The organism is Rhodococcus sp. ARC_M6, from assembly GCF_022810305.1.
Lineage (GTDB): Bacteria > Actinomycetota > Actinomycetes > Mycobacteriales > Mycobacteriaceae > Rhodococcus_F.
Map to the genome: position 1 here is coordinate 58385 of NZ_JALGQH010000014.1, position 24740 is coordinate 83124.

A 24740-nucleotide genomic window follows, 5' to 3' on the forward strand; every position below is an offset into this window, starting at 1 on the left:
AGAATTGAGTGGTGACCGGACCGCGCGAACCCTACGACCCCGATACTCGGCGAATTCCGAACGAGTCTGCGGGGCAGACCGACTCTTCTGGTCAGGCAGTCCACCCGGGTTACGACAACTACCCACCGGCCGCGCGTCCGTCCGGCCGACGTGCTCCGTTGCCTCCGCTGCACCCCATTCCCGAGTCCCGTGACGAAGCTCCGGACACGTCCGATTCGAAGGGTCCCGGCTCGAAAGGCGATCCTGCCGACGCCCCGAAGGCGCCGCCGATGCCGCGCAAGCTCACGGTCACCCGAGTCGCGGCAATGCGCAGTCGGGAACTGACCAACAAAGGTATTGCGACGTTCCAGCGTGCAGCCAAGGCCGACGGCGCCGACAAGTCCGGCCTGACTGCTTTGACCTACGCGGTGATGACCAACAACGCGACCGACGCTGCTCTCGCTGTGGCCCTGGCAAATACGTTGTTCTTTTCCGCAGCCACCGGCGAAGACAAAACGAAGGTCGCGCTCTACCTCCTGATCACCATCGCTCCGTTCGCGGTGATCGCACCTCTCATCGGACCGATGCTGGACCGGTTGCAGCGCGGGCGCAGAATCGCGCTGGCGTCGTCGTTCGGCATTCGAACGTTGTTAGCCCTGATCCTGGTGTTCAACTTCGACAGTTGGATCCTGTATCCGGCCGCGCTCGGAATGATGGTTCTGAGTAAATCGTTCTCGGTACTCAAGAGCGCGGTCACTCCACGTGTGCTCCCGCCCGAGATAGACCTGGTCAGAGTCAATTCTCGACTCACGGTTTTCGGATTGATCGGTGGCACCATCTGCGCCGGCGCCGTCGCGGGCGCACTGGCACTGGCGTTCAAATCTCCCGGCGCGCTGTGGTTCGCCGTGGTAGTCACGATTTTCGGCGCGTATCTGAGTATGCGAATTCCGTCGTGGGTCGAAGTCACCGAAGGTGAAGTTCCCGCCACCATCACCTACCACCCGGACGAGGCACATCGCGCCGGCGGTGGACGTGCCCCTGGCATCAAGAGCGCCAAGGTTCGCCAGCCACTCGGACGCGCCGTCATCATCGGTTTGTGGGGCAACGGAACAATTCGTGTCCTGACCGGCTTCCTCACGCTGTACATCGCGTTCGTCGCCAAATCCCGAACAGACCACGAACCTCTCCAGCAGGCCATGATGCTCGGCTTGGTCGGCGCCGCTGCAGGCTTGGGCAACTTCGGCGGCAACGCGGCCGGCGCGCGACTCAAACTGGGTAGACCGGCCGTCGTCGTTCTTCGATGCACCGCATCCGTCTGGATCATCGCGGTCATCGCAGCGTTGACCGACAACCTGATGACAGCCGCTCTGGCCACTCTGATCGCGTCGGCTGCCAGCGCTTTGGCCAAGGTTTCACTCGACGCGTCACTGCAGCACGATCTGCCCGAGGAATCGATCGCGTCCGGATTCGGTAGATCTGAAACCGTCCTTCAGCTGAGTTGGGTACTGGGTGGCGCGCTGGGCGTTCTGCTACCTACTGAATACTGGATCGGGTTCACTGTCGTTTCCGTGTTCTTGACGATCGGTCTTCTGCAGACGTTCCTGTGTTACCGAGGCAGCTCACTTCTGCCCGGACTGGGCGGCAAGCGACCAGACCTGGCCGAGCAAGAAGTGACAGAAGTGATCTACACCGGCAAATCCGATCGAGGACAAGGAAGTACTCCGCAGTGATCATGCGTGCAAGAACAAAGAAGATCGTGGCTGCCATCAGTGTCCTGATGGTGGTGGCACTAGCTGTTTACGCCTCGGTTTTGTTCGTGATCATCAAGAACATCAACGACGAGCCCGACAAGCTCCCGCAGATCACTGCCTACGCTCATGGTCGGACCATCGAAACCCAGCCGGCGGGCTTCTGCACGATCGACTTGTCTCAGTGCGCTCAGATCGGCGATATCTACGAGCTCGACGTGCCGCAGGGATCCGCGTTGCAGTTGTCGTTGTCGAAGGACGTCTCGTCTGCGGAATGGGCGATGCTCGCCGTCTACGAAGACGCCGACGGCAATCAGTCCGGCGAACCTCGTTTCTTCGAGGCTGACGAGGCGATGGCAGTCACCGTCGAAGCGCAGCCGGAGAAGCAACTTGTGGGAGTGGAGATTCACCTTGCTGTCGGTGAAGGCAGCGAACAGGGACTCCTGATCTGGTCGATCAAGACCAGCTGATCCAGAAGAAAATGCCCGGCACACCAATTCGGTGTGCCGGGCATTTCTTTGTTCTCAGGCAGGTCAGCTGTCGAGCTCGCGGGCCACCGCGCGGACAACCTCGGAGATCCGCTGAGCAGTCTTGCGGTCCGGGTACTTTCCGTTGCGCAGGTCAGGCTGAACCTTGGCTTCGAGCAGCGTGATCATGTCCTCGACCATGCCGTGCAGTTCGTCCGGCGTGTGCTTGCGGACAATCGGCTCACGGCGCTGCGTCGACGCACCGCGCAGAGTCGGGGCAGGCTCGAGAACCTTCAGGCTCAGTGCCTGCGGGCCGCGTCGGCCGGCCGCCATGCCGAATTCGACCTTCTGGCCCGCCTTCAGGCCCTCAACACCTTCCGGAAGGGCAGAGGCCCGTACGTAGACGTCCTCCCCTTCTTCCTGCGACAGAAAGCCGAAACCCTTTTCGACGTCGTACCACTTCACCTTGCCGGTCGGCACCGCGTTCACCCGCTCATCACTCGACTGGGGCTTGTCGCCCCAATATTCTCGGGAGGCTCGAGTACGAGCCCCATGGTCCTGCTCAGCTTCGATCGAGAGGTTCGACCGAAGAATGCAAAAGAACGCGCCCCGAACTTGCTTGACGGGACGCGCAATCACTCCACAGTCTACCTGTGACCAACCGGTATCGGCACTCGCATTTACGGGCACTACCCTTGTACCTGTGGACTCTCAACCGAACCCGAGCACTTCCGGAACCGGAAACGGTCTCTTTCGTATCGCAATCGGGCTGTTTCTTGTCGGATTGCTCGGTATCGTCGCTATCTTCGCAGTCAAGATCTTCAGCGACACGCCTCCGGGATTGGTGCTGTATCTGTTCGCGTTGGCCTGCCCGATCGGTTTCCTTCTGGCCATCGTCTACACGTTGAGGTCCGGTCGACGCGCTCGCTGAGTTCCCTCACGTCCTACCGAAAGGTCACTGACCATGAGATTTATTCTGAATATCATCTGGTTGGTCCTCGGTGGTCTGTGGCTGGCGCTGGGGTATTTCATCGCCGGCATCATCTGCTGCATTCTCATCATCACGATTCCGTTCGGCATCGCGGCCTTCCGTATCGGCATCTACGCACTCTGGCCGTTCGGCAAGACCGTTGTCGACAAGCCGACGGCCGGTGTCGGTTCGATGCTCGGCAATGTCATCTGGTTCATCGTCGCCGGCATCTGGTTGGCCATCGGCCACATCGTCACGGCTGTCGCGATGGCGATCACTATCATCGGAATCCCCCTGGCCATCGCGAATCTGAAGATGATTCCGATCTGCTTGATGCCCCTGGGCAAGGAGATCGTCGACGTAGACCGCGTCAACTACGCATAAGCTCCACAGCTGTTCCAGATAACGGTGTGACCTTAATCACGTTACGGATCGATAACGGAACAGCCACAGGAGAGCTGTCACTGCAGAACACCCCGCTACCTGGGCAGAGTCTCCTGCTCATTTGCCCCACGCTCTGTATCCCGTTCGACGCGCCGCGTTATCAAATGGTGACACGGACGAGCGGAGCCGTTACCGTGAATTTCGGCCGGGAAACTCGGCCACCTCCGGCCCGCCGCGCCAAGCCTTGTCCCGCGGGTACCGGAATTTCCTAAACAGACATTCCAGGGACGAGGACGGGGGACCCAAAGTCCTCTCGGACACCGGTTCGGTTGTTTAACCAGTCGAATCTTGGGGTGAAGCCAGACCCTTTCCAGCCAGGAAAGGCGAGGCCGGGCAACCTCTCAGCCCGAACCCGACAGCTGACCTCGCAGGCGCGTGTGGAGAGGAATTCACCATCATGAGCGGACGCCATCGCAAACCCACCACTGCAGGCCGCACTGTCGCCAAGGTCGCCGTCACCGGCGCCATCATGGGCGTAGCAGGACTCGCAGCCGCAGGTACCGCCAGCGCAGCGCCTGATTCCGACTGGGATCGCCTCGCACAGTGCGAAGCCGGCGGTAACTGGGGAATCAACACCGGCAACGGCTACCAGGGTGGACTGCAGTTCTCCCCCAGCACCTGGAACGCACACGGCGGCGGAGAATATGCCGCCACCGCCAACAACGCCAGCCGCGAGCAGCAGATCGTTGTTGCCGAGCGCGTTCTCGCCAATCAGGGATGGGGCGCCTGGCCGTCCTGCTCCTCGAGCCTCGGCCTGAACAGCGGCGCAACGCAGCGTTCCGCTCCGGCCACCGTAACCACACCGGCCACCCCGGCACCCGCTCCGGCACAGGTCGCTCAGGCCGTCGCACACCCGGTTTCCGAGGCCATCGATCAGGCCATCGCATTCGCGAAGGACAACGGCGTCGTCATCGATCCTCAGATCCTCGCAGCTGCAGATACCGCAAAGTCCTTCCTCAAGTAGGACCGCGATCTCGCGTTCCCCTCGAACGCACAGCAAAAGAACATACGAAGAAGGCCCGCACCGATTGGTGCGGGCCTTCTTCGTTGTTGGTAGTTAGCGGTTGATGACGGTGTACGGATGTATGTAAGGAAGTGACTCCACCGGCACGGGGAAGGTGGTGTCGTCGCCGAACGGTGAAAGTCCACCTGAGCGGGTCGATGACAATTCGGTCACTGCGTGATCTCCGTCTGCAGTTTCCGGCCATCCTGGATCTACATAGTGCTGCTTCGAATTGTTGGCCACGAAGCCATTTTGACAGGACGCCGTTACGCAGTACATACCAGGTCTCTAATCTGATAGGCGATGACCGAAATACGTGGCACCTCGACGGGCAATTCCCGAGCTGACAGTCTGACCGAATGGCTGTCGGCCCGCACTGACGCCGAGTTGACGGAACTGCTGCGTCTGCGGCCCGACCTCGCAGTACCGCCGCCCAGCACAATGGTGGTTCTCGGCGGCCGTGCTCAGCAGCGCGCATCGGTCAGTCGGGCCGCTGACGAGCTGGACACGCTCGATTTCGGGATCCTCGAGCTGATGGCACTGGCCGGGGCCGAGGAAACGCCGATATCGCGCAAGGAGCTGAACGACGCTCTCACCGAACGGGCCCTCACCGGCAAGGGCAAGGTCACCAAGAAGGCCGTCGACGCGTCTCTCGCGAAGATGCGTGCGGCTGCGTTGATCTGGGGCACGGATCCGATCAGCATGGTGCCGGCTGTCATCGACAGCATTCCGTGGAGGGTCGGCCGAGCTCTCGAACCCGTCGAGTCCATGTCGGAAGTCGAAATCACCACAGCACTGAACGCGCTCGAAAAGCGTGAGCGTGATCTGCTCGAGACTCTGGCCAATTCCAGCCCCATCGGCAGAACCCGCGACGCCGCTCCGGAGACGCCGGCAGACCGCCCGGTGCAGAAGTTGCTTGCATCCGGCTTGCTCCGCTGGCTGGACGAACAGACTGTGGAGCTACCGGCAACTGTGCGTCAAGCGATCCGCGGTGAACCTGTCTTCGATCCGACCACCCTCACCGCACCGATCATCACGGGAGACAAGCTCAAGCCGGCCGACGTCAATGCCGCGGCAGCGGGCGAGGCCCTCGAACTGGTTCGCCAGAGCGAAAAGGTTATTGCCGTGCTCGGCGCCGCACCCGCTCCCGCACTGCGGGCCGGTGGGCTAGGCGTACGGGAACTCAGGCGCATCGCGAAGGCTGCAGAACTCGACGAGAGCCGCGTCAACTTGCTGGTCGAGCTTCTCTCGGCGGCCGGGTTGATCGCCAGCGGTACGCCCGACCCGACTCCGAGCGTCGACACTGCGGACGACTACTGGACGCCGACCGTCGCTGTGGACGGTTGGCTCAACGCTACGACGGCACGCCGGTGGGAGGTCCTGGCGTCTGCCTGGATCGACGTTCCGCGGGTCCCTTGGATGATCGGGATGCGTGATCCGTCCGACAAACCGATAGCGGCACTGGCCGAGGAAGGCCGCGCGCCTTCCGCGCCTCGCGACCGTGCGTCAATTCTGGGGTTGTTGGCCGAACTCGACAGCGGCCAGAGTGCGTCGCCCGCCGAGGTCAGCCGTCTGCTGGCGTGGCGGCATCCGAGGCGGATCGGACGCCTTCGGACGTTGGCCGTCGAAAACACACTGGCCGAGGCGTCGGCACTCGGATTGGTTGCCCGGGGTGCCCTGAGTTCGCCCGGCCGCGCAATGCTCCACGGCGGCGACGCCGAAGCCGAGATGGCGGCTGTGTTGCCCAAGCCCATCGATTACTTCCTCGTCCAGGCCGACCTGACCTTGGTGGCTCCCGGCCCGCTGGTACCGGATCTGCTCGAGCAGGTGACGTTGGTGGCGGATATCGAATCGGCCGGCTCGGCATCGATGTATCGCATCACCGAGGGCAGCATCCGTCGGGCACTCGATGCCGGGTTGACTGCAACAGAACTACAGACGATGTTCAGCACCAAATCCAAAACACCGGTCCCTCAATCACTTTCATACCTCATCGACGATGTTGCGCGTCGACACGGCCGATTGCGTGCCGGAGTCGCGGCGTCGTTCATTCGATGCGAGGATCCCTCCCTCCTGGCTGAAGTACTGGCGTCCGCTGTCGCGGAATCGTTGGCCTTGCGGTCGCTTGCGCCCACCGTCGCTGTCTCCCAAGCTCCACTGCGAGAAGTACTCGCGGAGCTGCGAGCCGCCGGATTTGCGCCGGCCGGTGAGGATTCGTCCGGAGCCCTGGTCGATCTGCGACCACGCGGCGCGCGGATACAGAATCGCCGCTTGCGGCAAACGCCGCGCACGCAGTCGAGCCCATCGCCGGAACAACTCGATTCGTTGATACGAACGATGCGCGCGGGCGACCGTGCATCCAGCCCCGGTCGCGGCGGTGTTCGCGCAGACGGATCGAGGGAAAGCAGTACCGCCGCCATCGCGCTGTTGTCCTCGGCCGCGAGAGCGGGCAAGAGCGTCAACATCGGCTACGTCGACGCCCAAGGCGTGGCTACACATCGGATCGTCGATCCCGTCAGTGTGGGCGGTGGACAGTTGGATGCATTCGATCCGGCGAGCGGCGCAGTGCGCCGGTTCACACTTCACCGGATAACTTCGGTGACCCCGATCGACGAAAAAAAGTCGTGACTGGCTTTTTTCTGTAAATGAAGTATGGTCGTGGTCAGTTTGTGATTGCCACACTTCAAAAACTGAGGAGCGACAATGGCTGACAAGGCGCCGGGAAAGAACATGAAGAAACCCGCCCAGTCGATCAAGGAACGCCGCGCAGAAAAGCGCGAAAAAGCTGCGGATTCTTCGGAATTGATTCGCAAAAGAAAGCGGAGCTGAGAAAAAAGCCTTCTTTTTCACTGACGACAGATTTCATCATGCATTCCGAAACTGACACGCTCAACCACCTACACGAAACGTTCGACCAGTTCAGGTCCAGTAGCCGCGGCGCAGATCCCAGGTCACGTGGATATGCTGCCGGGATGACACTGGCTGCGGTCTGCGTCCTCGACGAGCACGCTCGTCGGCCCGGAATCCTGTTATCGGGTCGTTCGTAGCACAAAGGATTTCTGCTGTGAAAAGAACTATCCACGCCCTCGATCGAATTCAAACTCGACTCGAATCAGAACTTGATTCGACGCCAGGCGACAGCGAAAAGAATATCGGTTATCGATCTGGAATTTCGGAGGCGATAACTCACGTCATGGAAATGCGAAAGACAGCAGTGGCCCAGAAATAATTAATCTCCTCCGCCAGGAATAGTCGTCAACTGTGCCACGTTGACGTAGGGGTGCCCCGAAACGGGCACCCCTATTTCGCGTGGTGTTTTGCCCGCCACTTGGCGTATTCACTGCGTTACCAGGACAATGGCAGGGTTGCCGCGCGCAGTACGTGCCGCGCGCCGCAATCGCGACACCGCCACATCCGCTACACCAGGAGGATTTCGTGACCGACGGACCGTTGATCGTCCAATCCGACAAGACTCTGCTCTTGGAGGTCGATCACGAGCGCGCGGGCGAGGCCAGGCAGGCTATCGCGCCCTTCGCTGAGCTCGAGCGAGCCCCCGAGCACGTCCACACCTATCGCATCACTCCCCTGGCGCTGTGGAATGCGCGCGCGGCCGGCCATGACGCCGAGCAGGTTGTCGATGCGCTCGTGTCGTTCTCCCGCTTCGCGGTTCCCCAGCCACTGCTCGTCGACATCGTCGACACGATGGCCCGGTACGGCCGACTGCAGTTGGTGAAGAGCCCGGTCCACGGCCTGATCCTGATCAGCCTGGACCGTGCTGTTCTCACCGAGATCATGCGACACAAGAAGATTGCGCCGATGCTCGGCGAGAAGGTCGACGACGACACCGTCATCGTCCATCCGAGCGAACGTGGCCGTCTCAAGCAGATGTTGCTCAAGGTGGGCTGGCCCGCCGAGGACCTCGCCGGTTACGTCGACGGCGAGGCTCATCCCATTGATCTTGCCTTCGAGGAAGGCCATTGGGAGCTGCGCGACTACCAGCAGATGGCTGCGGATTCGTTCTGGGCCGGAGGTTCGGGTGTCGTCGTACTCCCTTGTGGCGCCGGCAAGACGATGGTGGGCGCGGCCGCCATGGCAAAGGCCAAGGCAACCACTCTCATCCTGGTCACCAATACCGTCGCCGGGCGTCAGTGGAAGCGTGAGCTCATCGCACGGACGTCACTCACCGAAGAAGAAATCGGGGAGTACTCGGGCGAGCGCAAGGAAATTCGACCGGTCACGATCGCGACGTACCAGGTCATCACGCGTCGAACGAAGGGTGAGTACAAGCACCTCGAACTGTTCGACTCCCGAGACTGGGGCTTGGTGATCTACGACGAGGTGCACCTCCTCCCGGCTCCCGTGTTCCGTATGACGGCGGATCTACAGTCTCGTCGACGCCTCGGCCTGACCGCGACGTTGGTGCGTGAGGACGGCCGCGAGGGCGACGTCTTCTCACTGATCGGCCCCAAGCGGTACGACGCTCCGTGGAAGGACATCGAGGCGCAGGGGTGGATTGCTCCGGCTGACTGCGTCGAGGTCCGTGTGACCATGACTGATGCCGAGCGTATGGCGTATGCGGTCGCCGAGCCCGAAGAACGGTACAAGCTGTGCTCGACGGCGCACACCAAAGTTGCTGTCGTGAAATCGATTCTGGCCAAGCATCCGAATGCGCCGACATTGGTGATCGGTGCGTACCTAGATCAGCTCGACGAACTGGGCGAGGAATTGAACGCACCGGTGATCAAGGGTTCGACCAAGAACAAGGAACGCGAGATCCTTTTCGACCAGTTCCGCAACGGGGAGATTCAGACCCTGGTGGTGAGCAAGGTCGCCAACTTCTCGATCGACCTTCCGGAAGCGTCTGTTGCCGTCCAGGTTTCAGGGACGTTCGGATCACGACAGGAAGAGGCCCAGCGCCTCGGCCGACTGTTGCGTCCCAAGCACGACGGCGGACAGGCTCACTTTTATTCGGTGATCTCACGCGACACTCTCGACGCCGAGTATGCAGCGCACCGTCAGCGTTTCCTCGCGGAGCAGGGCTACGCCTACCGGATCACCGACGCAGACGACCTGCTTGGCCCCGCCATCGGCTAAACACGTTTTTGTAACAAGTTTCAGCAATTAGTTGGACGTATGTCCATTTGTCGATATGGTGTCCCGTGTCACAGTTGTGTCCAACGGCCGGGAGTCATGCATGCGCTCAATTTCACGTCTACGTGGTCGACGACCGGGCGGAGTCGTTGCACTTCTGACGACTTCGCTGCTGGCCACGACGTTGCTCGTCGCGGTCACCGGCGTCGGCACCGCAGCCCCGAGCGCCCCGGACAACACCGTGTATCAGCTGGCCAACGGTTGCTACGCCGTGCAGAGTGCGTCCGGCGACTTCGTACGACGCGACGCCGCCGGCTACCGGACGGATCAAGTATCGGTAGACGAAGCTGAGGGGTTTCGACTCCACGCTGCGCAACTCGGACGGTTCATGCTGTACGGCACCGACGGATCGATGCTGGCCCACGACGGCGCCGACGCTGTGGTCGCCACTGCGGTCGCAACTCCGTTGACGGACTGGACTGTGATGTCCAGCGACGAAAACTTCGTCCTCACCGCCACCACGAACGGCCGACAGTTGGTCACCCGTGACGCATCCTTGGCGATGGCCGAACCCGGCAGCCAACCGGATGCCGGTTCGTTCACCCTGGTTCCTCGTACCGGCTGTGCAGATTTCCCGGAATCCGAAGTCAATGCCACCGGCAATCCGACCGAGATCGGTCTGGGCGGCGAAGTACGCGGATTCATCGACACACACGTACACATGAATGCTTCCGAGTTCATGGGCGGAAACCTGCACTGCGGAAGGCCTTTCGATCCTCAGGGCGTTACCGCGGCACTGGTCGACTGCCCGGACCACCAGCCCAACGGCATGCCGGCTCTCCTGGAAAACGTTCTCTCCTACGGCAACCCGTTCGAAACCCACGACACCACCGGTTGGCCTACCTTCGCGGATTGGCCGGCCCAGGACTCACTGACCCACGAGCAGACGTACTACAAGTGGGTGGAGCGGGCGTGGCGTGGCGGACTCCGTATTTTCACCAATCTCTTTGTAGCCAACCGCATTCTGTGTGAGCTGCACCCCAGTAAGCGCAATCCGTGCGACGAGATGGAAACGGTACGCATTCAGGCTGAGCAGACCCGTGAACTCGAGGACTACATCGACGCGCAGTACGGCGGGCCGGGACGCGGCTGGTTCCGTATCGTGAGCTCCCCCGCCGAGGCCCGGCAGGTTGCCGCCGACGGAAAGCTTGCCGTCACACTGGGCGTCGAGATTTCGGAGCCCTTCGGTTGCTCCCTCCGCAACGGTGTAGCGCAGTGCGACGAAAATGACATCGACCGTGGCTTGGACGAACTCTACGATCTGGGCGTCCGGCAGATGATCGTGACGCACAAATTCGACAATGCACTCGGTGGTACACGTTTCGACGGAGGCATTACCGGAGTTGCCGTCAATATCGGTAACTACCTGGGTACCGGAGAGTTCTGGCAGTCCGAGCCCTGCCAAGGCATCGCCGAGGACAACGAGCTACCCACCAAGGTTGACGGCGCCCAGAATCTGATCGGGATGCTTCCGCTCGGCGTGACACTCCCGGTGTACCCGGCCGGGCCGCAATGCAATACACGCGGACTGTCTTCCTTGGGTGAGCACATGATCCGGGGATTGATGGACCGCGGGATGATCGTCGACATCGACCATCTGAGTGTCAAGGCTGCAGACGAAGCCCTCACAATCCTCGAAGCTGCGCAGTACTCGGGCGTCGTGTCGAGCCACAGCTGGAGTGACCCCAGCTACTACAAGAGGATCTACGCACTCGGCGGGTTCGTGGCGCTCTATGCCGGTCAACTGGAATCGTCCGACGGCACATCCGAGACCGACGGCAAACCCAAGGAAAAGGGTTTCATCCAGGCGTGGCGAGAAGCTCGGGAAATGCGCAGTGACGACTACTACTTCGGTTTCGGATACGGCGCCGACACCAACGGATTCGGACCCCAGGCCGCGCCCCGAGGCGATGCGGACGTCAATCCCCTTCAGTACCCGTACACCGCATTCGACGGCACCGTCATGGACAAGCAGCATGCCGGAACCCGCGTCTTCGACGTCAATACCGACGGCGTTGCGCAGTACGGACTGATTCCCGACTGGATTGCCGACATGCGTATCGCGGGTGGGCCTGACGGTGACGCGATCATCGACGACATGAGCCGCGGCGCCGAGGCCTACCTGCAGATGTGGGAGCGAGCGCGGAACTAGCTACGCTGGTGGTGGCCCCTGAAAACCTCGGGGACCACCACCGCCGTTCCACCTTCGAAGGAATACATCAGTGGCTGATTTCGAGTTCACCGTCGACAAAGCTCACGCGAGGTCCGTCAACGACACGTTGGCCGACGTTCGTCGTCTGCAGATTTCTGCGGTGATCTTCGCCGTGTTGCTGGCTGCCGGAGGAACTTGGCTGATCCTCATCGGAGACGTCTGGTCCATCATCGTCGGCGCTGTATTGGTCATCGGCGCCCTCAGCTCGTTGGGCGTCGCGCTGTGGGCACCACGTAAGGTCGGCAACGCCGAAAAGTTGTATCGCGAGAATCCGCTGGTTCCCGCAATCGTCAGCGAAATCCACCCCCGAGCTGCGACGTTGACCGCACTGATCGAAATCGCGAAACCGTCTGCAAAAGCCCCCCAGTACGCACTGGTCAGCCGCAATGTCCGGCTCAACCCGAAGTGGAAAGTCGGCGATCGCATTCCGTCGGTAGCCCTGCGCTCGGATCGTTCCACTCGGAGCAAGTCCGACGTCTGGGAGATGGTCAGCCCCATGCCGATCGAATGGGGAACCAAAGACTCCGCAGTACTCGCCCGAGCGGTAGCCGCAATCAGCGCTAGCGAGTGGAAATTCCTCCAGAGCCGAATCTCTGATTCCGAGGAAATTCGCACCCACCCCGAACGCCGCGTCCTGGTCGATCCCGCCGACCTCCCGGACAACCTGCGCTAACGCAGTTTTGGGCTAGCGGCCTTCGCGGACGCGATTCCCTTTAGCGGAGAGCCGGCAGTACTTCGCGTTCGAACAATTCGATGCCCGACGTGTCGTAGGCAGCCTCGGGGAAGTAGAAAATTCCGTATTCGAGCCCTTGTACCTTGAGTGCCGACAGATTCTCGATGATCTGTTCGGGGGTTCCCACTGCCGGCATTCCACGGAAGGCGTCCAGCGACGCGTCGGCCGCGGCCTCACCGACCAGCGGCGTCAGACGAGACTTCAGCGTTTCCAGTCGCTGCGTCACTTCTGCTTCCGTTGCACCGATGGCGACGTTGTAGTTCGCCGAGCGCACGATGGCGTCGAAATCGGTCCCCACTGTGTCGCAGTGCTTCCTCAGGATCTCCGACTTGCGGGCAAAAACTTCAGGTGTGCCGTCGAAGTTGGTGTACTGCGCGTACTTTGCCGCGATCCTCAGCGTGACCTTCTCGCCACCACCGGCTATCCACAAGGGAATTCCGCCCTCCTGCAACGGAAGCGGACGGCAGATGGCGCCGTCGACCTGGTAGTACTTGCCGTCCAGCGTCGCACTGCCCGTGGACCATGCCTGACGGAAAATCTGAATGCCCTCGTCAAGCCGACCGAGACGTTCACCGGCGGAAGGGAACCCGTAACCGTAGGCATTCCACTCATGCTCGTACCATCCGCCGCCGATACCCATCTGGACGCGCCCACCGCTGATCAAGTCGGTAGTGGCGGCGACCTTGGCCAGGTAGGCCGGGTTGCGGTAACCCATGGCGGTACACATCTGACCGAGCCGGATACTCGACGTCGATGCGGCAAGCGCTGCCATCAGAGTCCACGCCTCGTGCGTGGCTTCTTCCGTCGGAGCCGGGACTGTGTGGAAGTGGTCGTACACCCAGACCGATTCCCACGGTCCGGCTTCGGCACGCAGCGTGAAGTCGCGCATAACCTCCCATTGCTGAGCGGGGTCGATGCCGACCAGGTCGAGACGCCAGCCTTGAGGTACGAACAGTCCGAATCGCATGTGGCGAGAGTACCTACCTACCGCCATGTTGCGCGCGCGGAATCTCACTAGACTCGAAGAATGTACATGCCGACGACTACGCAGGCCTTCGAATCCCACCGCGGCCATCTGATGGCCGTCGCGTACCGCCTGACCGGCAGTTTCAGCGATGCCCAGGACGCCGTGCAGGAGTCGTGGATACGGCTACAGAATGCAGAATCCGAAAAGGCTGCCGGGCACGAGATTCGTGAACTACGCGCATGGCTCACCACCGTGGTCGGAAGAATCTGCCTCGATCGCCTGAAATCTGCGGCCGTTCGTCGAGAAAGTTATGTGGGACAGTGGCTTCCGGAACCGATCGTCACGTCGACCTCGGCAACCTCGCCTCCCGATCCACTCGACTACGTCGTGCAGCAGGAAGAGAGCCGGCTAGCCGCACTGATCGTTCTCGATACCCTCACTCCTGCGCAACGAGTCGCGTTTGTCCTGCACGACGGCTTCGACGTGCCGTTCGCCGATATCGCCCGAATCCTGGGCATCGAAGTCGCTGCCGCTCGCCAACTGGCGTCACGCGCACGCAAGGCCGCATCCGCAGCTCCCGAACCAGTAGGGAGCGAGGAACATTCGGCTGCGGTGGAACGCTTGGTCGCGGCCATCGCCAGCGGAAACTTGGATGACGTGATCGCAGCGCTCGACCCGGATGCCGTATTGATCGGCGACGCCGACGGCAAGACCCGCACCGCGGTCAACATCGTGCGCGGCAGTGATCGGGTCGCACGGTTCTACCTGGGACTGGTACGCAAGTACGGACTGAACGCGGTGATGTCGATTTCTCCCGCCTTGGTCAACGGTCAACTCGGCTGCCTCATCGCCGGATCCCCCGGCGACGACGACCATCCGCCGTTCCCGACGCGCGTTGCAGGATTCACGGTTCGCGGCGGTGTCGTGTGCGCGGCCTATGATCTTGCGAATCCGGACAAGCTCAGCGGCGTATCAGTATTCGATCACACAGAGTCCAAGCGCAAGTAGCGCGATTCCCATTCTTCGAGGTGAGGTTTGGAGACCGGCGTTCCGAACCAGAGCCTGTGCAGCACATCGGATCCCAGATGATGGAGATCGGTGTGCTCCGCCCACCGCTGCGTGGCCCACTCCGGCTCGTTGTGTGCAGCATCGATTCCTGCCATCACGCTGCCTCGCAGTTCGAAATCCAGGTCGCGACGTAACTCGGATAGTTCCGACCAATTAGCTTGCGGCGCATAGTGCCTTGCCCGGATCTCGGTGAGCAGCTTGTGCAGGACACTGCGCGCCCGGGCGTCGACCCAAGTCAAGGTTCGCCGATGCGCGTGGCGGCCGACGCCCCACAATACAATCAACGCCACCGCTACTCCGATGGCAGTTTCCAGCATTCGACTCAGGATCAAGTGCTCAACTGTTCCGTGAGCACCACCGGCCGCACCGAGAAGGATGGCCATCGGGGTGATGAAAATGACTGCGACGCCGTAGTTTCGCACGAGAAACATCTCGATACCCAGCATGAGAACAGCGAATACGGCGACGATCACGAGGCCCGTCGGGCTCCACAGGTACACCGCGCCGAGCACCAGTAGACCCAGAATGGTCCCACCGATTCGGTGAATGCCGCGATACGTTCCCAGAATTCGATCCGGTCCTTGATGGAGAACCATCGCAGCCGCGATGACAGCCCAATCAGGCCTGTCGATACCGAGCAGAACGGTGGAGGTGCCCGCCGCAGTACATGCCACCAACAAACGCAGAGCGGTTATCGTCGCACGACTCGACGGATTGCACGCGCGCAGGAATCTGTATCGAATTGTCGGATCCGGCAACGGCGGGTGCGCTCCGATGTCGTCGACGTCAAATGCGGGGTCCGTCAGCAACTCCGGATCGTGATCGCCGGAGATAGTCCTCGCCATCACTATCTGCGCGTGTTCCAATTCCCGAGCGAGAGGGTGATGCGTCCCGGCGATTCCGCCGCGGTACAAGCACTGCCAGGCGTCGTGCAGTCGCAGTGCCGCAGCGTGACGGCTGTCCCGCACCGACTCCGACGACCGGTAATTCGGTTGTGCGGCAACATACTCGTCGACAGCGACAACGGCAGCCCGGACGACACTTTTCTCAACGGCTCGGGGCGCCCACAGGATTCCCGCCATGGACACGACCACCGCACTCACCCCGCCCACAGCAGTCCACAAGGCAACTTCCCGGGGCGGTTGCCCCGGCGTGGCAATCACGGAACTGATCTCGGTCGTCAGCAGCAAAAAGAACGATCCCGGCGGCCCCAGCCGAAGTGCGTCGACGGTGAACGCACAGGACGACACAACGACAGCCATGACGAGCACCACGAGTACGAGAAGCGTCTCCGATGATCCCTCGGAAATCGCGCGATGAACAGGTTCGCCTACCGAAGCACCGATGAACGAGAGGATCGTCAACGCCAAAGCTGCGATGCCGACGGCCTTCCATCGACTCCGGTACGGCCGACCCTCACCGTAGATCGACGCGAAGGCTCCCAAGCCGACCAACAGGGAGGCGGAGCCGTAACCCAGAAGCGTCGCGATTGTCGCCGGTATCGCGAGCGCAAGCGCTACTCGGACTGCTCCGGGAAATCTGTTTCCGACCGGCGGTAGTCCGAACAGGACGCTACGGGCCGGACGCGGCACTGGCACTGCGGCAACCCCTGGTCGTACTTCGTCGGGGTCCACTATCTGTCCTTCGTGCCGTCGTATCTCTAATGGTGAGTATCTCTAATGGTGAGCATCCCTATCTGTGTCATCCCATTCTTGCCCTGCGGTACAGCCCACCGCGCAGCGGGTCCAGCCACGTACGGCTTATTGACACTTCGTCAACAGTGTGGATGATTGACGGAGCGTCCCACGTACGGGTCGCACTGCACCGATCGGGAGAACGACGATGACGCAAGGATCCACAGCAACCCGCACGGACGAATTCCGTTCACCGTGGATGGACGACGAATTGGCCGCCGTCGCCGAACTGGCACAAAACTTCTTCGACAAGCACGTCACGCCGCATCAGAAGCGATTTGCCGATCAAGGATTTCCCGACAAGTCCGTGTATCGGGAACTCGGAACCCTGGGCCTGGCAAGCATGTCCATTCCAGTCGAGTACGGCGGTGGAGGCGGAACCTTTGCTCACGACGCCGTGCTGTTCCACGAGCAGGTAATGGCCGGTGACCACTCACTCCAACTCGGTGTGCACTCGGGAATCGTCCCCCATTATCTCAATGCCTATGGCACCCAGGAACAAAAACTGCACTGGCTACCCAAACTGGCGAGCGGCGAGTGGGTCGGCGCCATCGCGATGACGGAACCCGGCACCGGCTCGGACCTGCAGAACATCACCACCCGGGCCGTCCGCGACGGCGACGACTACCTGATCAGCGGCGCAAAGACATTCATCTCGAACGGGCGCAACTGCGATCTGGTGATCATTGCCGCCAAAACCGATCCGACGCTCGGAGCCCGCGGCGTATCGCTGATCGTGGCCGAGGTCGACGACAACACACCAGGTTTCGAACGAGGCCGGATTCTCGAGAAGGTCGGACAGAAAGGCCAGGACACCACCGAACTGTTCTTCGACCAACTTCGCGTCCCGGCAGCCAATCTCCTCGGCGACCGCGAGGGCGCAGGATTTGTGCAGTTAATGCAGCAGTTGCTACCGGAGCGCCTGATCTGCGGTGTGGCCGCTACCGCTGCAATCGAACGCGCTCTGACACTGACCATCGAGTACACCAAGTCGCGAAACATGTTCGGGCAAACACTCTTCGACCTTCAGAACACCAGGTTCGAGCTTGCCGAATGTGCAGCAATCGCCAAGATCTCCCGAACATTCATCGACGACTGCATCGTCAAATACCTTGCCGGGCAACTCGACGCGTCCACCGCAGCAATGGCCAAGTACTGGCTCACCGATCAGCAGTGCGCGGTAATCGACCGATGTGTCCAATTGCATGGTGGATACGGCTACATTCTCGAATACCCCATCGCGCAGATGTACGCCGACGCACGCATCTCCCGGATCTACGCCGGATCGAACGAGACGATGAAGGATCTCATCGCGAGGTCGTTGTAGCCCCATTATCCGTTGCCAGAGTGGGGATTACGTCGCGGACGATGGCAAGCAAGCTGACCACCAACAACGTGTGCACTTGTTCACGCTCCAGCAACCCGGTTACAAGCCACTGCTTGCTGGCAGCCTTTGCCAGTCCGCCGTACGCAACGATGGCAGCGTGAACCGTAGCCGCATCTTCGCCGCCCGGATGCAACTCGAGGGCATCCATCATGCGCTGCGCCGCAACAGAATCCGCATCGTGCAGAATCTGGTCCATTTCCGGGTCGCGTCGGAGATCGTCGGACATCACTGTGGACATCCACAGGCCGCGGTGCCGCCCGGCAACGTCCAGCCAGCGATCGATCACGGCACCGATGCGCTTCTCGGCACTCGCGGAGCGTGGAAGGCGTTCGACAGCCAATTCGGGGATGAAGACAAACCGTCGGACGACGTCCAGGTACAGATCACGTTTGGAGCCGAAATAGTGATTGAGCAGTGGACGTCCGACGCCGGCAGCCTTGGCCAACTCCGTCATCGACACGTCGGCGTACGACTTGTTCTCGAAAACCTTTGCGGCACTGACAATGATCTGTTCGCGCCGATCTTGCGGGCCAAGTCGTTTTCCGGTCACGCCTTGCCCGCCGGAGTGCTGTTCACCCTCGCCTGCGCCTCGATCATCAGCGAGATGTGCTCCACCAGACGCTTGCGCGAGATCTTGGAGGACTGAGTGTGCGCCTGATAGATGAACGCGAGTGCCCCGAACAGTCCGACCGAGTTGAGTTCGGAGTTGACGGCATCGCGCTTCTCGCCGCCGTACATCGCTTCGAGCGCGAAGGAAATCGGGTTGGTGAACTCTGCCATCAACTCCCGGCCACGGTCCCACAGGGCAGGTTCGGCCTGGGATTCGACAAACATGATGCGGCCGCGCCGCGGGTCCTTGGTGACGTAGGCGGTAAAGGCCTTGACAACATGTCGAATCAGCAAGGGCGGTTCGACGGGTGCGGTTTCGAGGGCGGCCAGAATTGTGTCTCGCGCGCCGAGAACAACCTCGTCGAGTACCGCGACCAGCAGTTCGTCTCGGCTACCGAAGCTCTCGTAGAAGTACCGCTCGGTCAGCGCAGCTTCGCGGCACGTCGCGCGCATGGTGGCCGCAGCAGCGCCTTCGGTGCCCATAATCTGCATTCCGGCTTCGATCAGCTGAGCACGCCGGGCAGCGCGTCGATCTTCTGGTTCCAGACCACGCCACCGTCGCGGGCCACTGCGTGCAGTCTCGGTGTCCGTCATGTCTCCATGCTCTCACTCCGGCGCGATAGCCAGGGCCCCAGGTTATCCATTCCATAACTGACATCACCATCCGTCAACAATTCCAATTCTGACATCAACCGCTGTTGACATCATCTGATGTCAGACTTACTCTTCGTTCAGTTGTTCGCGCACCAATCAGGAGGCGTCACACATGGTTGAGATCGACACAACCGCGAAGCAAGCCACTCCTCGAGATGAATCGAGAACTCGCCGCACCCGAGTAGTTGTCATCGGAGCCGGCTTCGGCGGGATAGGCACTGCCGTTCGCCTCACACAGGCTGGGATCGACGACTTCGTCATCCTCGAACGTGCCCAAGAACCCGGCGGAACGTGGCAGGTCAACACCTACCCAGGCGCACAGTGCGATATCCCGTCCATTCTGTATTCCTTCTCGTTTGCCCCCAATCCCCACTGGACCCGCCTGTACCCGCTGCAGCCGGAGATCTACGACTATCTCCGCGATTGTGTGCGGAAGTTCGATCTCGAAGACCGACTGCACTGCGGCCAGGAAGTCACCGACGCATCGTGGGACGAAGACAGGCAACTCTGGCGGGTCCACACTCAGGACTGCATCTGGGAAGCGCAGTTCCTGGTTGGCGCCACCGGCCCTTTCAGTGCGCCGGCCGTCCCGAACCTGCCGGGCCTCGATTCCTTCGAAGGCCAGGTGTTCCACACAGCAGACTGGAACCACGACCACAATTTGAACGGTGAACGCATCGCCGTAGTCGGCACGGGTGCGTCTGCAGTTCAGATCATTCCGCGGCTACAACCGATCGCCCAGACGTTAACCGTCTTCCAGCGAACACCCACGTGGATCCTGCCTCATCCCGATCAGCCGATGACCGGTTGGCCCAGCACGCTTTTCGAGCGAGTGCCGGCTGCTCAGCGCATCGCCCGTAAGAGCCTCGATCTGTTGCAAGAAGCCATGGTTCCGGGGTTCGTGTACAAACCTGCTTTGCTGAAGGGTTTGGGCGCCCTGGGCCGCGCACATCTGCGTCGTCAAGTCCGAGATCCCAACCTGCGCGCAAAGCTACTCCCCCAGTTCACATTCGGTTGCAAACGCCCGACCTTCTCCAATGCCTACTATCCCGCGCTGGCTTCAAGCAATGTCGACGTCGTGACCGACGGCATCGCCGGGGTTCGTTCGAACGGAATCGTCACCGACGACGGAGAATTGCACGAAGTCGACACCATCATCATGGGCACCGGCTTCAAAATGGGCGACAACCCGTCGTTCGGCATCATCAAAGGCCGCAACGGACGCAGCATCGCGGAGACGTGGAACGGTAGTGGCGAGGCGTTCCTCGGCACGACGATCAACGGTTTTCCCAATTTCTTCATGATCCTCGGCCCCAACTCCGTGGTGTACACCTCTCAGGTCGTCACCATCGAGGCTCAGGTCGAGTACATCTCGAGTTGCGTACAACAAATGGACGAGCAGGGAATTCGCACTATCGAGGTACGTGCCGACGTTCAGCAGGAGTTCGTGGACGAGACGGACCGGCGGCTCGCGACCAGCGTGTGGAACACCGGCGGATGCAGCAGCTACTACCTCGTCGACGGCGGCCGCAACTTTACGTTCTACGGCGGATTCAACCGTTCTTTCCGCGCCCGAACCCGACGAGCCGATCTGACGCATTACGAGCGACGGTGGCCGGTCGTCGAATTATCGATTCGTGTTGAGGACGGGGCGAGCGGAGCGAGGGGGAATGTCGACGGGGCGAGCGGAGCGACGGGGAATTTCAGAGAATCCGTGAGGAGCCAGTGATGCTCGGAATCAATACTTTTCGAGGCAAGCCCGTCGTAGCCGCGACCGGGGCCCGCCGCTATACCGACGAGGCTCATGCAATCGCCGCCCGTGACGTCGAATTCGACTGGGACGGTGTACCGCTGCACTACGTTCCGAACGAACCGATGGTCACCCACGTCATCAACTTCATGCATCTGGTCCTCCCGGAGGGCGAGCGCGCCATGTCCGCGACTCTCGCCGAAGCTCTACCTCTCATCGAGGATCCTCGGCTACACGAGGAAGTAGTGGGTTTCGTCGGCCAGGAAGCAACCCACGCGTCGTCGCACAAGGGCGCGCGTGAGCACCTTGCCGAACTCGGCATGAACATGGAACCGATGTCGAGCCGCATGGATTGGCTGGTGGACAAGATCCTGGGCGACAAGGGTTTGAGCGGAAAAGCCAAGCACGCGTGGCTCTGTGAGCGCCTGGGCTTGTTCGCTGCGATGGAGCACTTCACCGCGGTCTTCGGCGAATGGCTCCTCACCGATCCTGCATTGGAAAACGCCGGCATGCACCCGATGATGCTGGACATGGTCAAATGGCACGGCGCCGAAGAAGTGGAACATCGGAACGTTGCTTTCGACGCGTACATGTACGTCGACGGCAGCTACGCGCGACGTGTCCGAACGGCACTGCTGGCCAGCTTCACCCTGATCGTGCTGTTCGGCGCATCGATGAACTATCTGTTCCGCCAGGATCCGTCAAAAGCCAAGGGCCGCTTCTGGCCTCTGCAATTGATCAGCGCGACGCGTCGCGGCCTGGTACCCAATCTCAAGTTCTTGATCACCGAAATGCCTCCGTACCTGCGACCGAGTTTTCACCCGTCACAGATCGGCGACATGGACGTCGCGATGCGCTATCTCGCGCGTTCGCCGGCCGCGAATCACACCTCCTGAAAAGGGCTTACGGATGAACAAGACCAAGGCTGACCACGCCACGTCTTTCGACCCACCCCGGTCGTTTCGACTGGCCGCTCAGGCGACCGACGCCTACCGCCGCATCTTTGCCGCCAGTGCTGCGGCGCCCCTGCTTTCCCGCCCGAAACCTGTTCGCTACAGCGGGTTCGACATGATACTCGAAGTGTCGTCGGTACAGTCGGAATGCGAGGACGTTGTCAGCATTACCCTGACTGCCCCCGACGGAGAAGCCCTTCCGGCGTGGATTCCCGGAGCACACCTCGACGTCTACCTGCCCTCCGGCAAGCAGCGGCAGTATTCACTGTGCGGAGATCCTGGCGATCTGTCCTGCTATCGAATTGCCGTGCGGCGCATCGCCGACGGCAACGGCGGATCACGCGAGATTCACCACGACGTTGTGCCCGGCATGCAATTGAATGTGCGCGGACCACGAAACGCCTTCCCTCTCGTCGAGGCACCGTCGTACCTGTTCATTGCCGGCGGAATCGGCATCACCCCAATTCTCCCCATGATTCGGCGCTGCCACGAGCGTGGAATACCTTGGAGTCTGGACTATCTCGGCCGAACTCGGGCCACCATGCCGTTCCTCGCGGAGATCGCGGGCTTCACCAGCGGACAGGTCACGATTCGACCCGACGACGAGTTCGGAATACCCGATATCGCATCGATGGTCTCCGCTTCCACGCCGGGCGCTGCGGTGTATATCTGCGGTCCGACGCCGCTGATGTCCTCGGCACGTGAAGTCATGGTGGCCGTCAACCCCACCGGTTCCCTACACAGCGAACGTTTCTCCCCGCTGCCAGTGGTGGACGGAAACGAGTTCACGGTCCACCTGGCCAAAACTGGTGTGACCGTCGACGTGGGCACCAAGGAGAGCACCTTGGCAGCCGTCAGACGCGTCCTCCCGGGTGTTGCCTACTCCTGTCAGCAGGGATTCTGCGGAACATGCAAAGTACACGTTCTCTCCGGAAACGTCGATCACCGCGATACCTTACTCACCGACACTGAACGGAGTGATTTCATGCTGACCTGCCGATCACGCGCTACCGGTGGAAGTTTGGTGTTGGACCTGTGAAGCGCTCCTACGCCCTCGAACAAGCAGACGCCGCATTCTTCCAATCCGCACCGATCACGATCGTTCACGCGATCGAGAGTGACGTGGATCCCGAAAACCTCTGGTGCACATTGACTGCCGATGACGCACTGGTGTCCTGGGCGCGTGGACTCACACGAGCAGACTGGACCTCCACCAGGCCGTTCGGGGTGGGCTCGACTCGCGTTGTCGAAGCCGCCGGCGGTGTTGCCTCCTTGAAGGAAAGGTTCTTTCGCTGGGACGAAGGAACGCAGATGTCATTCTATGTCGAGGCTGCCTCGCTTCCCGGATTCCGCAAGTTCGCCGAAGACGTCCTGGTGCAACAGATTCCGGGCGGAAGCCGCCTCACCTGGACCTTTGCCGTAGAACCACAGCGATGGTTCTCGCCGGCGCTCGCGCTCTCACGGCCGGTCCTCCACCGTGTCACCAAGGGATGGGCGCAGGGCGCCATTGACCACGCACGCCAAGGAGTCCGGAGATGAAGACAACTATCGAACGCGGCACCGATGTGGCCGACGCCGTTCGCACTGCTCGTGTCGCTGCTACGTGGTGGGCCGGACTGGCATTTGACGAGCGCGCCCAACGTCTGGACCGGTGGCGCGGAATCATCGCACGCCGAGCACCGGAACTAGCGGAGATCATTCATCTCGAGATGGGTAAGCCGCGCCCCGACGCGATGCTCGAAATTGCGATGGCTCTCGAGCACCTCGCCTGGGCGTCGAAGAATGCGGGCAAGGTGCTCGGCCGACGGTCGGTCCGATCGAGCTTGCTCACGATCAATCAGGCTGCGAGCCTGGAGTACCGGCCACTCGGTGTGGTCGGGGTGATCGGCCCGTGGAACTATCCGATTTTCACTCCGCTGGGATCCATTTCGTTTGCTCTGGCCGCCGGCAATGCCGTGGTCTACAAGCCGAGTGAGTTCGCGCCGGGTGTCGGCGAGTGGTTGGGGCGTGCCTTCGCGGAGGTCGTACCCGAGCATTCGGCACTGCAGGTGATCACCGGTGACGGATCTGTCGGAGCAGAGTTATGCCGGTCCGGCGTGGACAAGATCGGTTTCACCGGATCCACCGCGACCGGCAAAAAGGTCATGGCAGCCTGCGCCGAGACTCTCACTCCCGTACTCATGGAGTGCGGTGGGAAAGATGCGTTGATTCTCGACTCGACTGGCAACGTCGATGCGGCAGCCGATGCCGCGGTCTGGGGCGCACTGTCCAACTCGGGTCAGACGTGTCTCGGTGTCGAGCGTGTCTACGTGCACGAAGACGTCTACGACGAGTTCCTTGACAAGACAATTGCTTTGGCGTCGAAGATCCGATCGGGCTCGGGCGCGCAGGACAAAATCGGCCCCATCACGATGCCGTCGCAAGTGGATATCATCCGCCGTCATCTGACGGATGCGGTTGCGAAGGGTGGACGAGTAGTCCTGGGCGGGCCGGATGCAATCTCAGGCCAATACGTACAGCCGACAATTCTGGTCGACGTACCCGAAGACAGCCTTGCCGTCACCGAAGAAACCTTCGGCCCGACGATGACCATCGCCAAAGTCCGCACCATGGACGAGGCGATCATGCACACCAACGCGTCGCGATATGCGTTAGGGCTCAGCGTATTCAGCAAGAGCGGCGTTGCCATCGCAGACCGGATTCGTTCCGGAGGCGCTTCGGTGAATTCATACGTCATGTACGCCGCAATTCCCAACCTTCCGCTCGGTGGTGTCGGCGAGTCCGGATTCGGACGCGTCCACGGCGCCGACGGACTCAAGGAATTCACCTACGCTCGGGCCCTGAGTCGCCAGCGATTCCCCTCGTTGCTACCGCTGACGACATTCCGTCGTACCACCCGAATCGATTCGCTGATCAGGGTTCTCATTCGCGCACTACACGGAAGGCACTGA

At 61.3% G+C, this 24740-nt stretch carries 23 protein-coding genes and 1 riboswitch; of the genes, 17 read left to right on the forward strand and 6 right to left on the reverse strand.

From position 1 onward, the window contains the following. The first annotated feature begins 11 nt into the window (after positions 1–11). Complete coding sequence (locus MTX36_RS16190; RefSeq protein ID WP_243620759.1) at positions 12–1709, forward strand: MFS transporter; 1698 nt, start codon at positions 12–14, stop codon at positions 1707–1709. A gap of 2 nt (positions 1710–1711) precedes the next feature. Further along, complete coding sequence (locus tag MTX36_RS16195) at positions 1712–2197, forward strand: DUF2771 family protein (RefSeq protein WP_243620760.1); 486 nt, start codon at positions 1712–1714, stop codon at positions 2195–2197. A 63-nt stretch (positions 2198–2260) separates the two neighbouring features. Here MTX36_RS16195 and MTX36_RS16200 read toward each other — a convergent pair whose 3' ends face one another. Beyond that, the gene (locus MTX36_RS16200; RefSeq protein ID WP_169634150.1) at positions 2261–2674 is read right to left on the reverse strand and encodes a cold-shock protein; all 414 of its coding nucleotides are present in this window, start codon (positions 2672–2674) and stop codon (positions 2261–2263) included. 223 nt (positions 2675–2897) lie between these two features. Between MTX36_RS16200 and MTX36_RS16205 the strand changes: the two genes are divergently transcribed. The 3 genes from MTX36_RS16205 (at position 2898) to MTX36_RS16215 (ending at position 4572) form a co-directional block, all read left to right on the forward strand. Then, positions 2898–3125: a hypothetical protein gene (locus tag MTX36_RS16205; RefSeq protein WP_243620761.1), complete on the forward strand. Its 228-nt coding sequence runs from the start codon at positions 2898–2900 to the stop codon at positions 3123–3125. A gap of 33 nt (positions 3126–3158) precedes the next feature. Then, complete coding sequence (locus MTX36_RS16210) at positions 3159–3548, forward strand: YccF domain-containing protein (RefSeq protein ID WP_243620762.1); 390 nt, start codon at positions 3159–3161, stop codon at positions 3546–3548. Positions 3549–3812: 264 nt separating this feature from the next. After that, positions 3813–3998: riboswitch (cyclic di-AMP (ydaO/yuaA leader) on the forward strand. A gap of 7 nt (positions 3999–4005) precedes the next feature. Then, the gene (locus MTX36_RS16215; RefSeq protein ID WP_243620763.1) at positions 4006–4572 is read left to right on the forward strand and encodes a transglycosylase family protein; all 567 of its coding nucleotides are present in this window, start codon (positions 4006–4008) and stop codon (positions 4570–4572) included. Positions 4573–4665: 93 nt separating this feature from the next. Here MTX36_RS16215 and MTX36_RS16220 read toward each other — a convergent pair whose 3' ends face one another. Next, positions 4666–4854, reverse strand: a complete 189-nt coding sequence (locus MTX36_RS16220; protein WP_094274801.1) for a hypothetical protein — start codon at positions 4852–4854, stop codon at positions 4666–4668. A 60-nt stretch (positions 4855–4914) separates the two neighbouring features. On the opposite strand from MTX36_RS16220, the gene MTX36_RS16225 reads away from it, so the two are divergent. From MTX36_RS16225 to MTX36_RS16240, 5 genes are all read left to right on the forward strand, one after another. Next, a complete protein-coding gene (locus MTX36_RS16225) occupies positions 4915–7239 on the forward strand; it encodes a helicase-associated domain-containing protein (protein ID WP_243620764.1) in 2325 nt (774 codons plus the stop codon). A gap of 75 nt (positions 7240–7314) precedes the next feature. After that, positions 7315–7440: a hypothetical protein gene (locus tag MTX36_RS29890; RefSeq protein ID WP_254922770.1), complete on the forward strand. Its 126-nt coding sequence runs from the start codon at positions 7315–7317 to the stop codon at positions 7438–7440. A gap of 606 nt (positions 7441–8046) precedes the next feature. Next, positions 8047–9705, forward strand: a complete 1659-nt coding sequence (locus MTX36_RS16230; protein WP_243620765.1) for a DNA repair helicase XPB — start codon at positions 8047–8049, stop codon at positions 9703–9705. A 100-nt stretch (positions 9706–9805) separates the two neighbouring features. After that, positions 9806–11914, forward strand: coding sequence for a membrane dipeptidase (locus tag MTX36_RS16235; protein WP_243620766.1), 2109 nt, complete (start codon positions 9806–9808; stop codon positions 11912–11914). Between the two features lie 70 nt (positions 11915–11984). Next, entirely contained in the window at positions 11985–12647 is a 663-nt protein-coding gene (locus MTX36_RS16240; RefSeq protein WP_243620767.1) for a DUF3239 domain-containing protein, read from the forward strand. Positions 12648–12687: 40 nt separating this feature from the next. Here the strand turns inward: MTX36_RS16240 and MTX36_RS16245 are convergent, their stop codons facing one another. Continuing rightward, positions 12688–13674, reverse strand: coding sequence for an LLM class F420-dependent oxidoreductase (locus tag MTX36_RS16245; RefSeq protein ID WP_243620768.1), 987 nt, complete (start codon positions 13672–13674; stop codon positions 12688–12690). A 60-nt stretch (positions 13675–13734) separates the two neighbouring features. Between MTX36_RS16245 and MTX36_RS16250 the strand changes: the two genes are divergently transcribed. Next, positions 13735–14682, forward strand: coding sequence for a sigma-70 family RNA polymerase sigma factor (locus MTX36_RS16250; RefSeq protein WP_243620769.1), 948 nt, complete (start codon positions 13735–13737; stop codon positions 14680–14682). Here the strand turns inward: MTX36_RS16250 and MTX36_RS30270 are convergent. Further along, positions 14658–16376 carry an FUSC family protein gene (locus MTX36_RS30270; RefSeq protein ID WP_243620770.1) on the reverse strand — a complete coding sequence of 573 codons (1719 nt, stop codon included), beginning with the start codon at positions 16374–16376 and terminating at the stop codon, positions 14658–14660. The genes MTX36_RS16250 and MTX36_RS30270 overlap by 25 nt on opposite strands. 208 nt (positions 16377–16584) lie before the next feature. Between MTX36_RS30270 and MTX36_RS16260 the strand changes: the two genes are divergently transcribed. Continuing rightward, positions 16585–17763 (forward strand): acyl-CoA dehydrogenase family protein, encoded by a 1179-nt coding sequence (locus MTX36_RS16260; RefSeq protein WP_243620771.1) that lies wholly within the window; start codon positions 16585–16587, stop codon positions 17761–17763. Here the strand turns inward: MTX36_RS16260 and MTX36_RS16265 are convergent. Both MTX36_RS16265 and MTX36_RS16270 read right to left on the reverse strand, forming a co-directional pair. Continuing rightward, positions 17744–18373 (reverse strand): TetR/AcrR family transcriptional regulator, encoded by a 630-nt coding sequence (locus MTX36_RS16265; protein WP_243620772.1) that lies wholly within the window; start codon positions 18371–18373, stop codon positions 17744–17746. The two genes, MTX36_RS16260 and MTX36_RS16265, sit on opposite strands and share 20 nt — an antisense overlap. Then, complete coding sequence (locus MTX36_RS16270; RefSeq protein WP_094271413.1) at positions 18370–19026, reverse strand: TetR/AcrR family transcriptional regulator; 657 nt, start codon at positions 19024–19026, stop codon at positions 18370–18372. The genes MTX36_RS16265 and MTX36_RS16270 overlap by 4 nt, the downstream gene beginning before the upstream one ends. Positions 19027–19198: 172 nt before the next feature. Here MTX36_RS16270 and MTX36_RS16275 point away from each other — a divergent pair, with 172 nt between their 5' ends. From MTX36_RS16275 to MTX36_RS16295, 5 genes are read left to right on the forward strand one after another with little or no spacing between them, the layout of a single operon-like run. After that, on the forward strand, positions 19199–20815 hold the full coding sequence (locus MTX36_RS16275) for an NAD(P)/FAD-dependent oxidoreductase (protein ID WP_243620773.1): 1617 nt from the start codon (positions 19199–19201) through the stop codon (positions 20813–20815). Beyond that, complete coding sequence (locus MTX36_RS16280) at positions 20815–21732, forward strand: metal-dependent hydrolase (RefSeq protein ID WP_243620774.1); 918 nt, start codon at positions 20815–20817, stop codon at positions 21730–21732. Before MTX36_RS16275 ends, MTX36_RS16280 begins: the two co-directional genes overlap by 1 nt. A gap of 13 nt (positions 21733–21745) precedes the next feature. Continuing rightward, positions 21746–22828 carry a PDR/VanB family oxidoreductase gene (locus tag MTX36_RS16285; RefSeq protein WP_243620775.1) on the forward strand — a complete coding sequence of 361 codons (1083 nt, stop codon included), beginning with the start codon at positions 21746–21748 and terminating at the stop codon, positions 22826–22828. Next, a complete protein-coding gene (locus MTX36_RS16290; RefSeq protein WP_243620776.1) occupies positions 22825–23328 on the forward strand; it encodes an SRPBCC family protein in 504 nt (167 codons plus the stop codon). The genes MTX36_RS16285 and MTX36_RS16290 overlap by 4 nt, the downstream gene beginning before the upstream one ends. Beyond that, complete coding sequence (locus MTX36_RS16295; protein ID WP_243620777.1) at positions 23325–24740, forward strand: aldehyde dehydrogenase family protein; 1416 nt, start codon at positions 23325–23327, stop codon at positions 24738–24740. Before MTX36_RS16290 ends, MTX36_RS16295 begins: the two co-directional genes overlap by 4 nt.

Coding starts and splice junctions, on each gene's coding strand:
- MTX36_RS16210 (WP_243620762.1), top strand. CDS start 3,159: ATGAGATTTATTCTGAATATCATCTGGTTGGTCCTCGGTGGTCTGTGG.
- MTX36_RS16250 (WP_243620769.1), top strand. CDS start 13,735: ATGTACATGCCGACGACTACGCAGGCCTTCGAATCCCACCGCGGCCAT.
- MTX36_RS16245 (WP_243620768.1), bottom strand. CDS start 13,674: ATGCGATTCGGACTGTTCGTACCTCAAGGCTGGCGTCTCGACCTGGTC.
- MTX36_RS16260 (WP_243620771.1), top strand. CDS start 16,585: ATGACGCAAGGATCCACAGCAACCCGCACGGACGAATTCCGTTCACCG.
- MTX36_RS29890 (WP_254922770.1), top strand. CDS start 7,315: ATGGCTGACAAGGCGCCGGGAAAGAACATGAAGAAACCCGCCCAGTCG.
- MTX36_RS16295 (WP_243620777.1), top strand. CDS start 23,325: ATGAAGACAACTATCGAACGCGGCACCGATGTGGCCGACGCCGTTCGC.
- MTX36_RS16215 (WP_243620763.1), top strand. CDS start 4,006: ATGAGCGGACGCCATCGCAAACCCACCACTGCAGGCCGCACTGTCGCC.
- MTX36_RS16235 (WP_243620766.1), top strand. CDS start 9,806: ATGCGCTCAATTTCACGTCTACGTGGTCGACGACCGGGCGGAGTCGTT.
- MTX36_RS16275 (WP_243620773.1), top strand. CDS start 19,199: ATGGTTGAGATCGACACAACCGCGAAGCAAGCCACTCCTCGAGATGAA.
- MTX36_RS16225 (WP_243620764.1), top strand. CDS start 4,915: ATGACCGAAATACGTGGCACCTCGACGGGCAATTCCCGAGCTGACAGT.
- MTX36_RS16195 (WP_243620760.1), top strand. CDS start 1,712: ATGCGTGCAAGAACAAAGAAGATCGTGGCTGCCATCAGTGTCCTGATG.
- MTX36_RS16285 (WP_243620775.1), top strand. CDS start 21,746: ATGAACAAGACCAAGGCTGACCACGCCACGTCTTTCGACCCACCCCGG.
- MTX36_RS16270 (WP_094271413.1), bottom strand. CDS start 19,026: ATGACGGACACCGAGACTGCACGCAGTGGCCCGCGACGGTGGCGTGGT.
- MTX36_RS16280 (WP_243620774.1), top strand. CDS start 20,815: ATGCTCGGAATCAATACTTTTCGAGGCAAGCCCGTCGTAGCCGCGACC.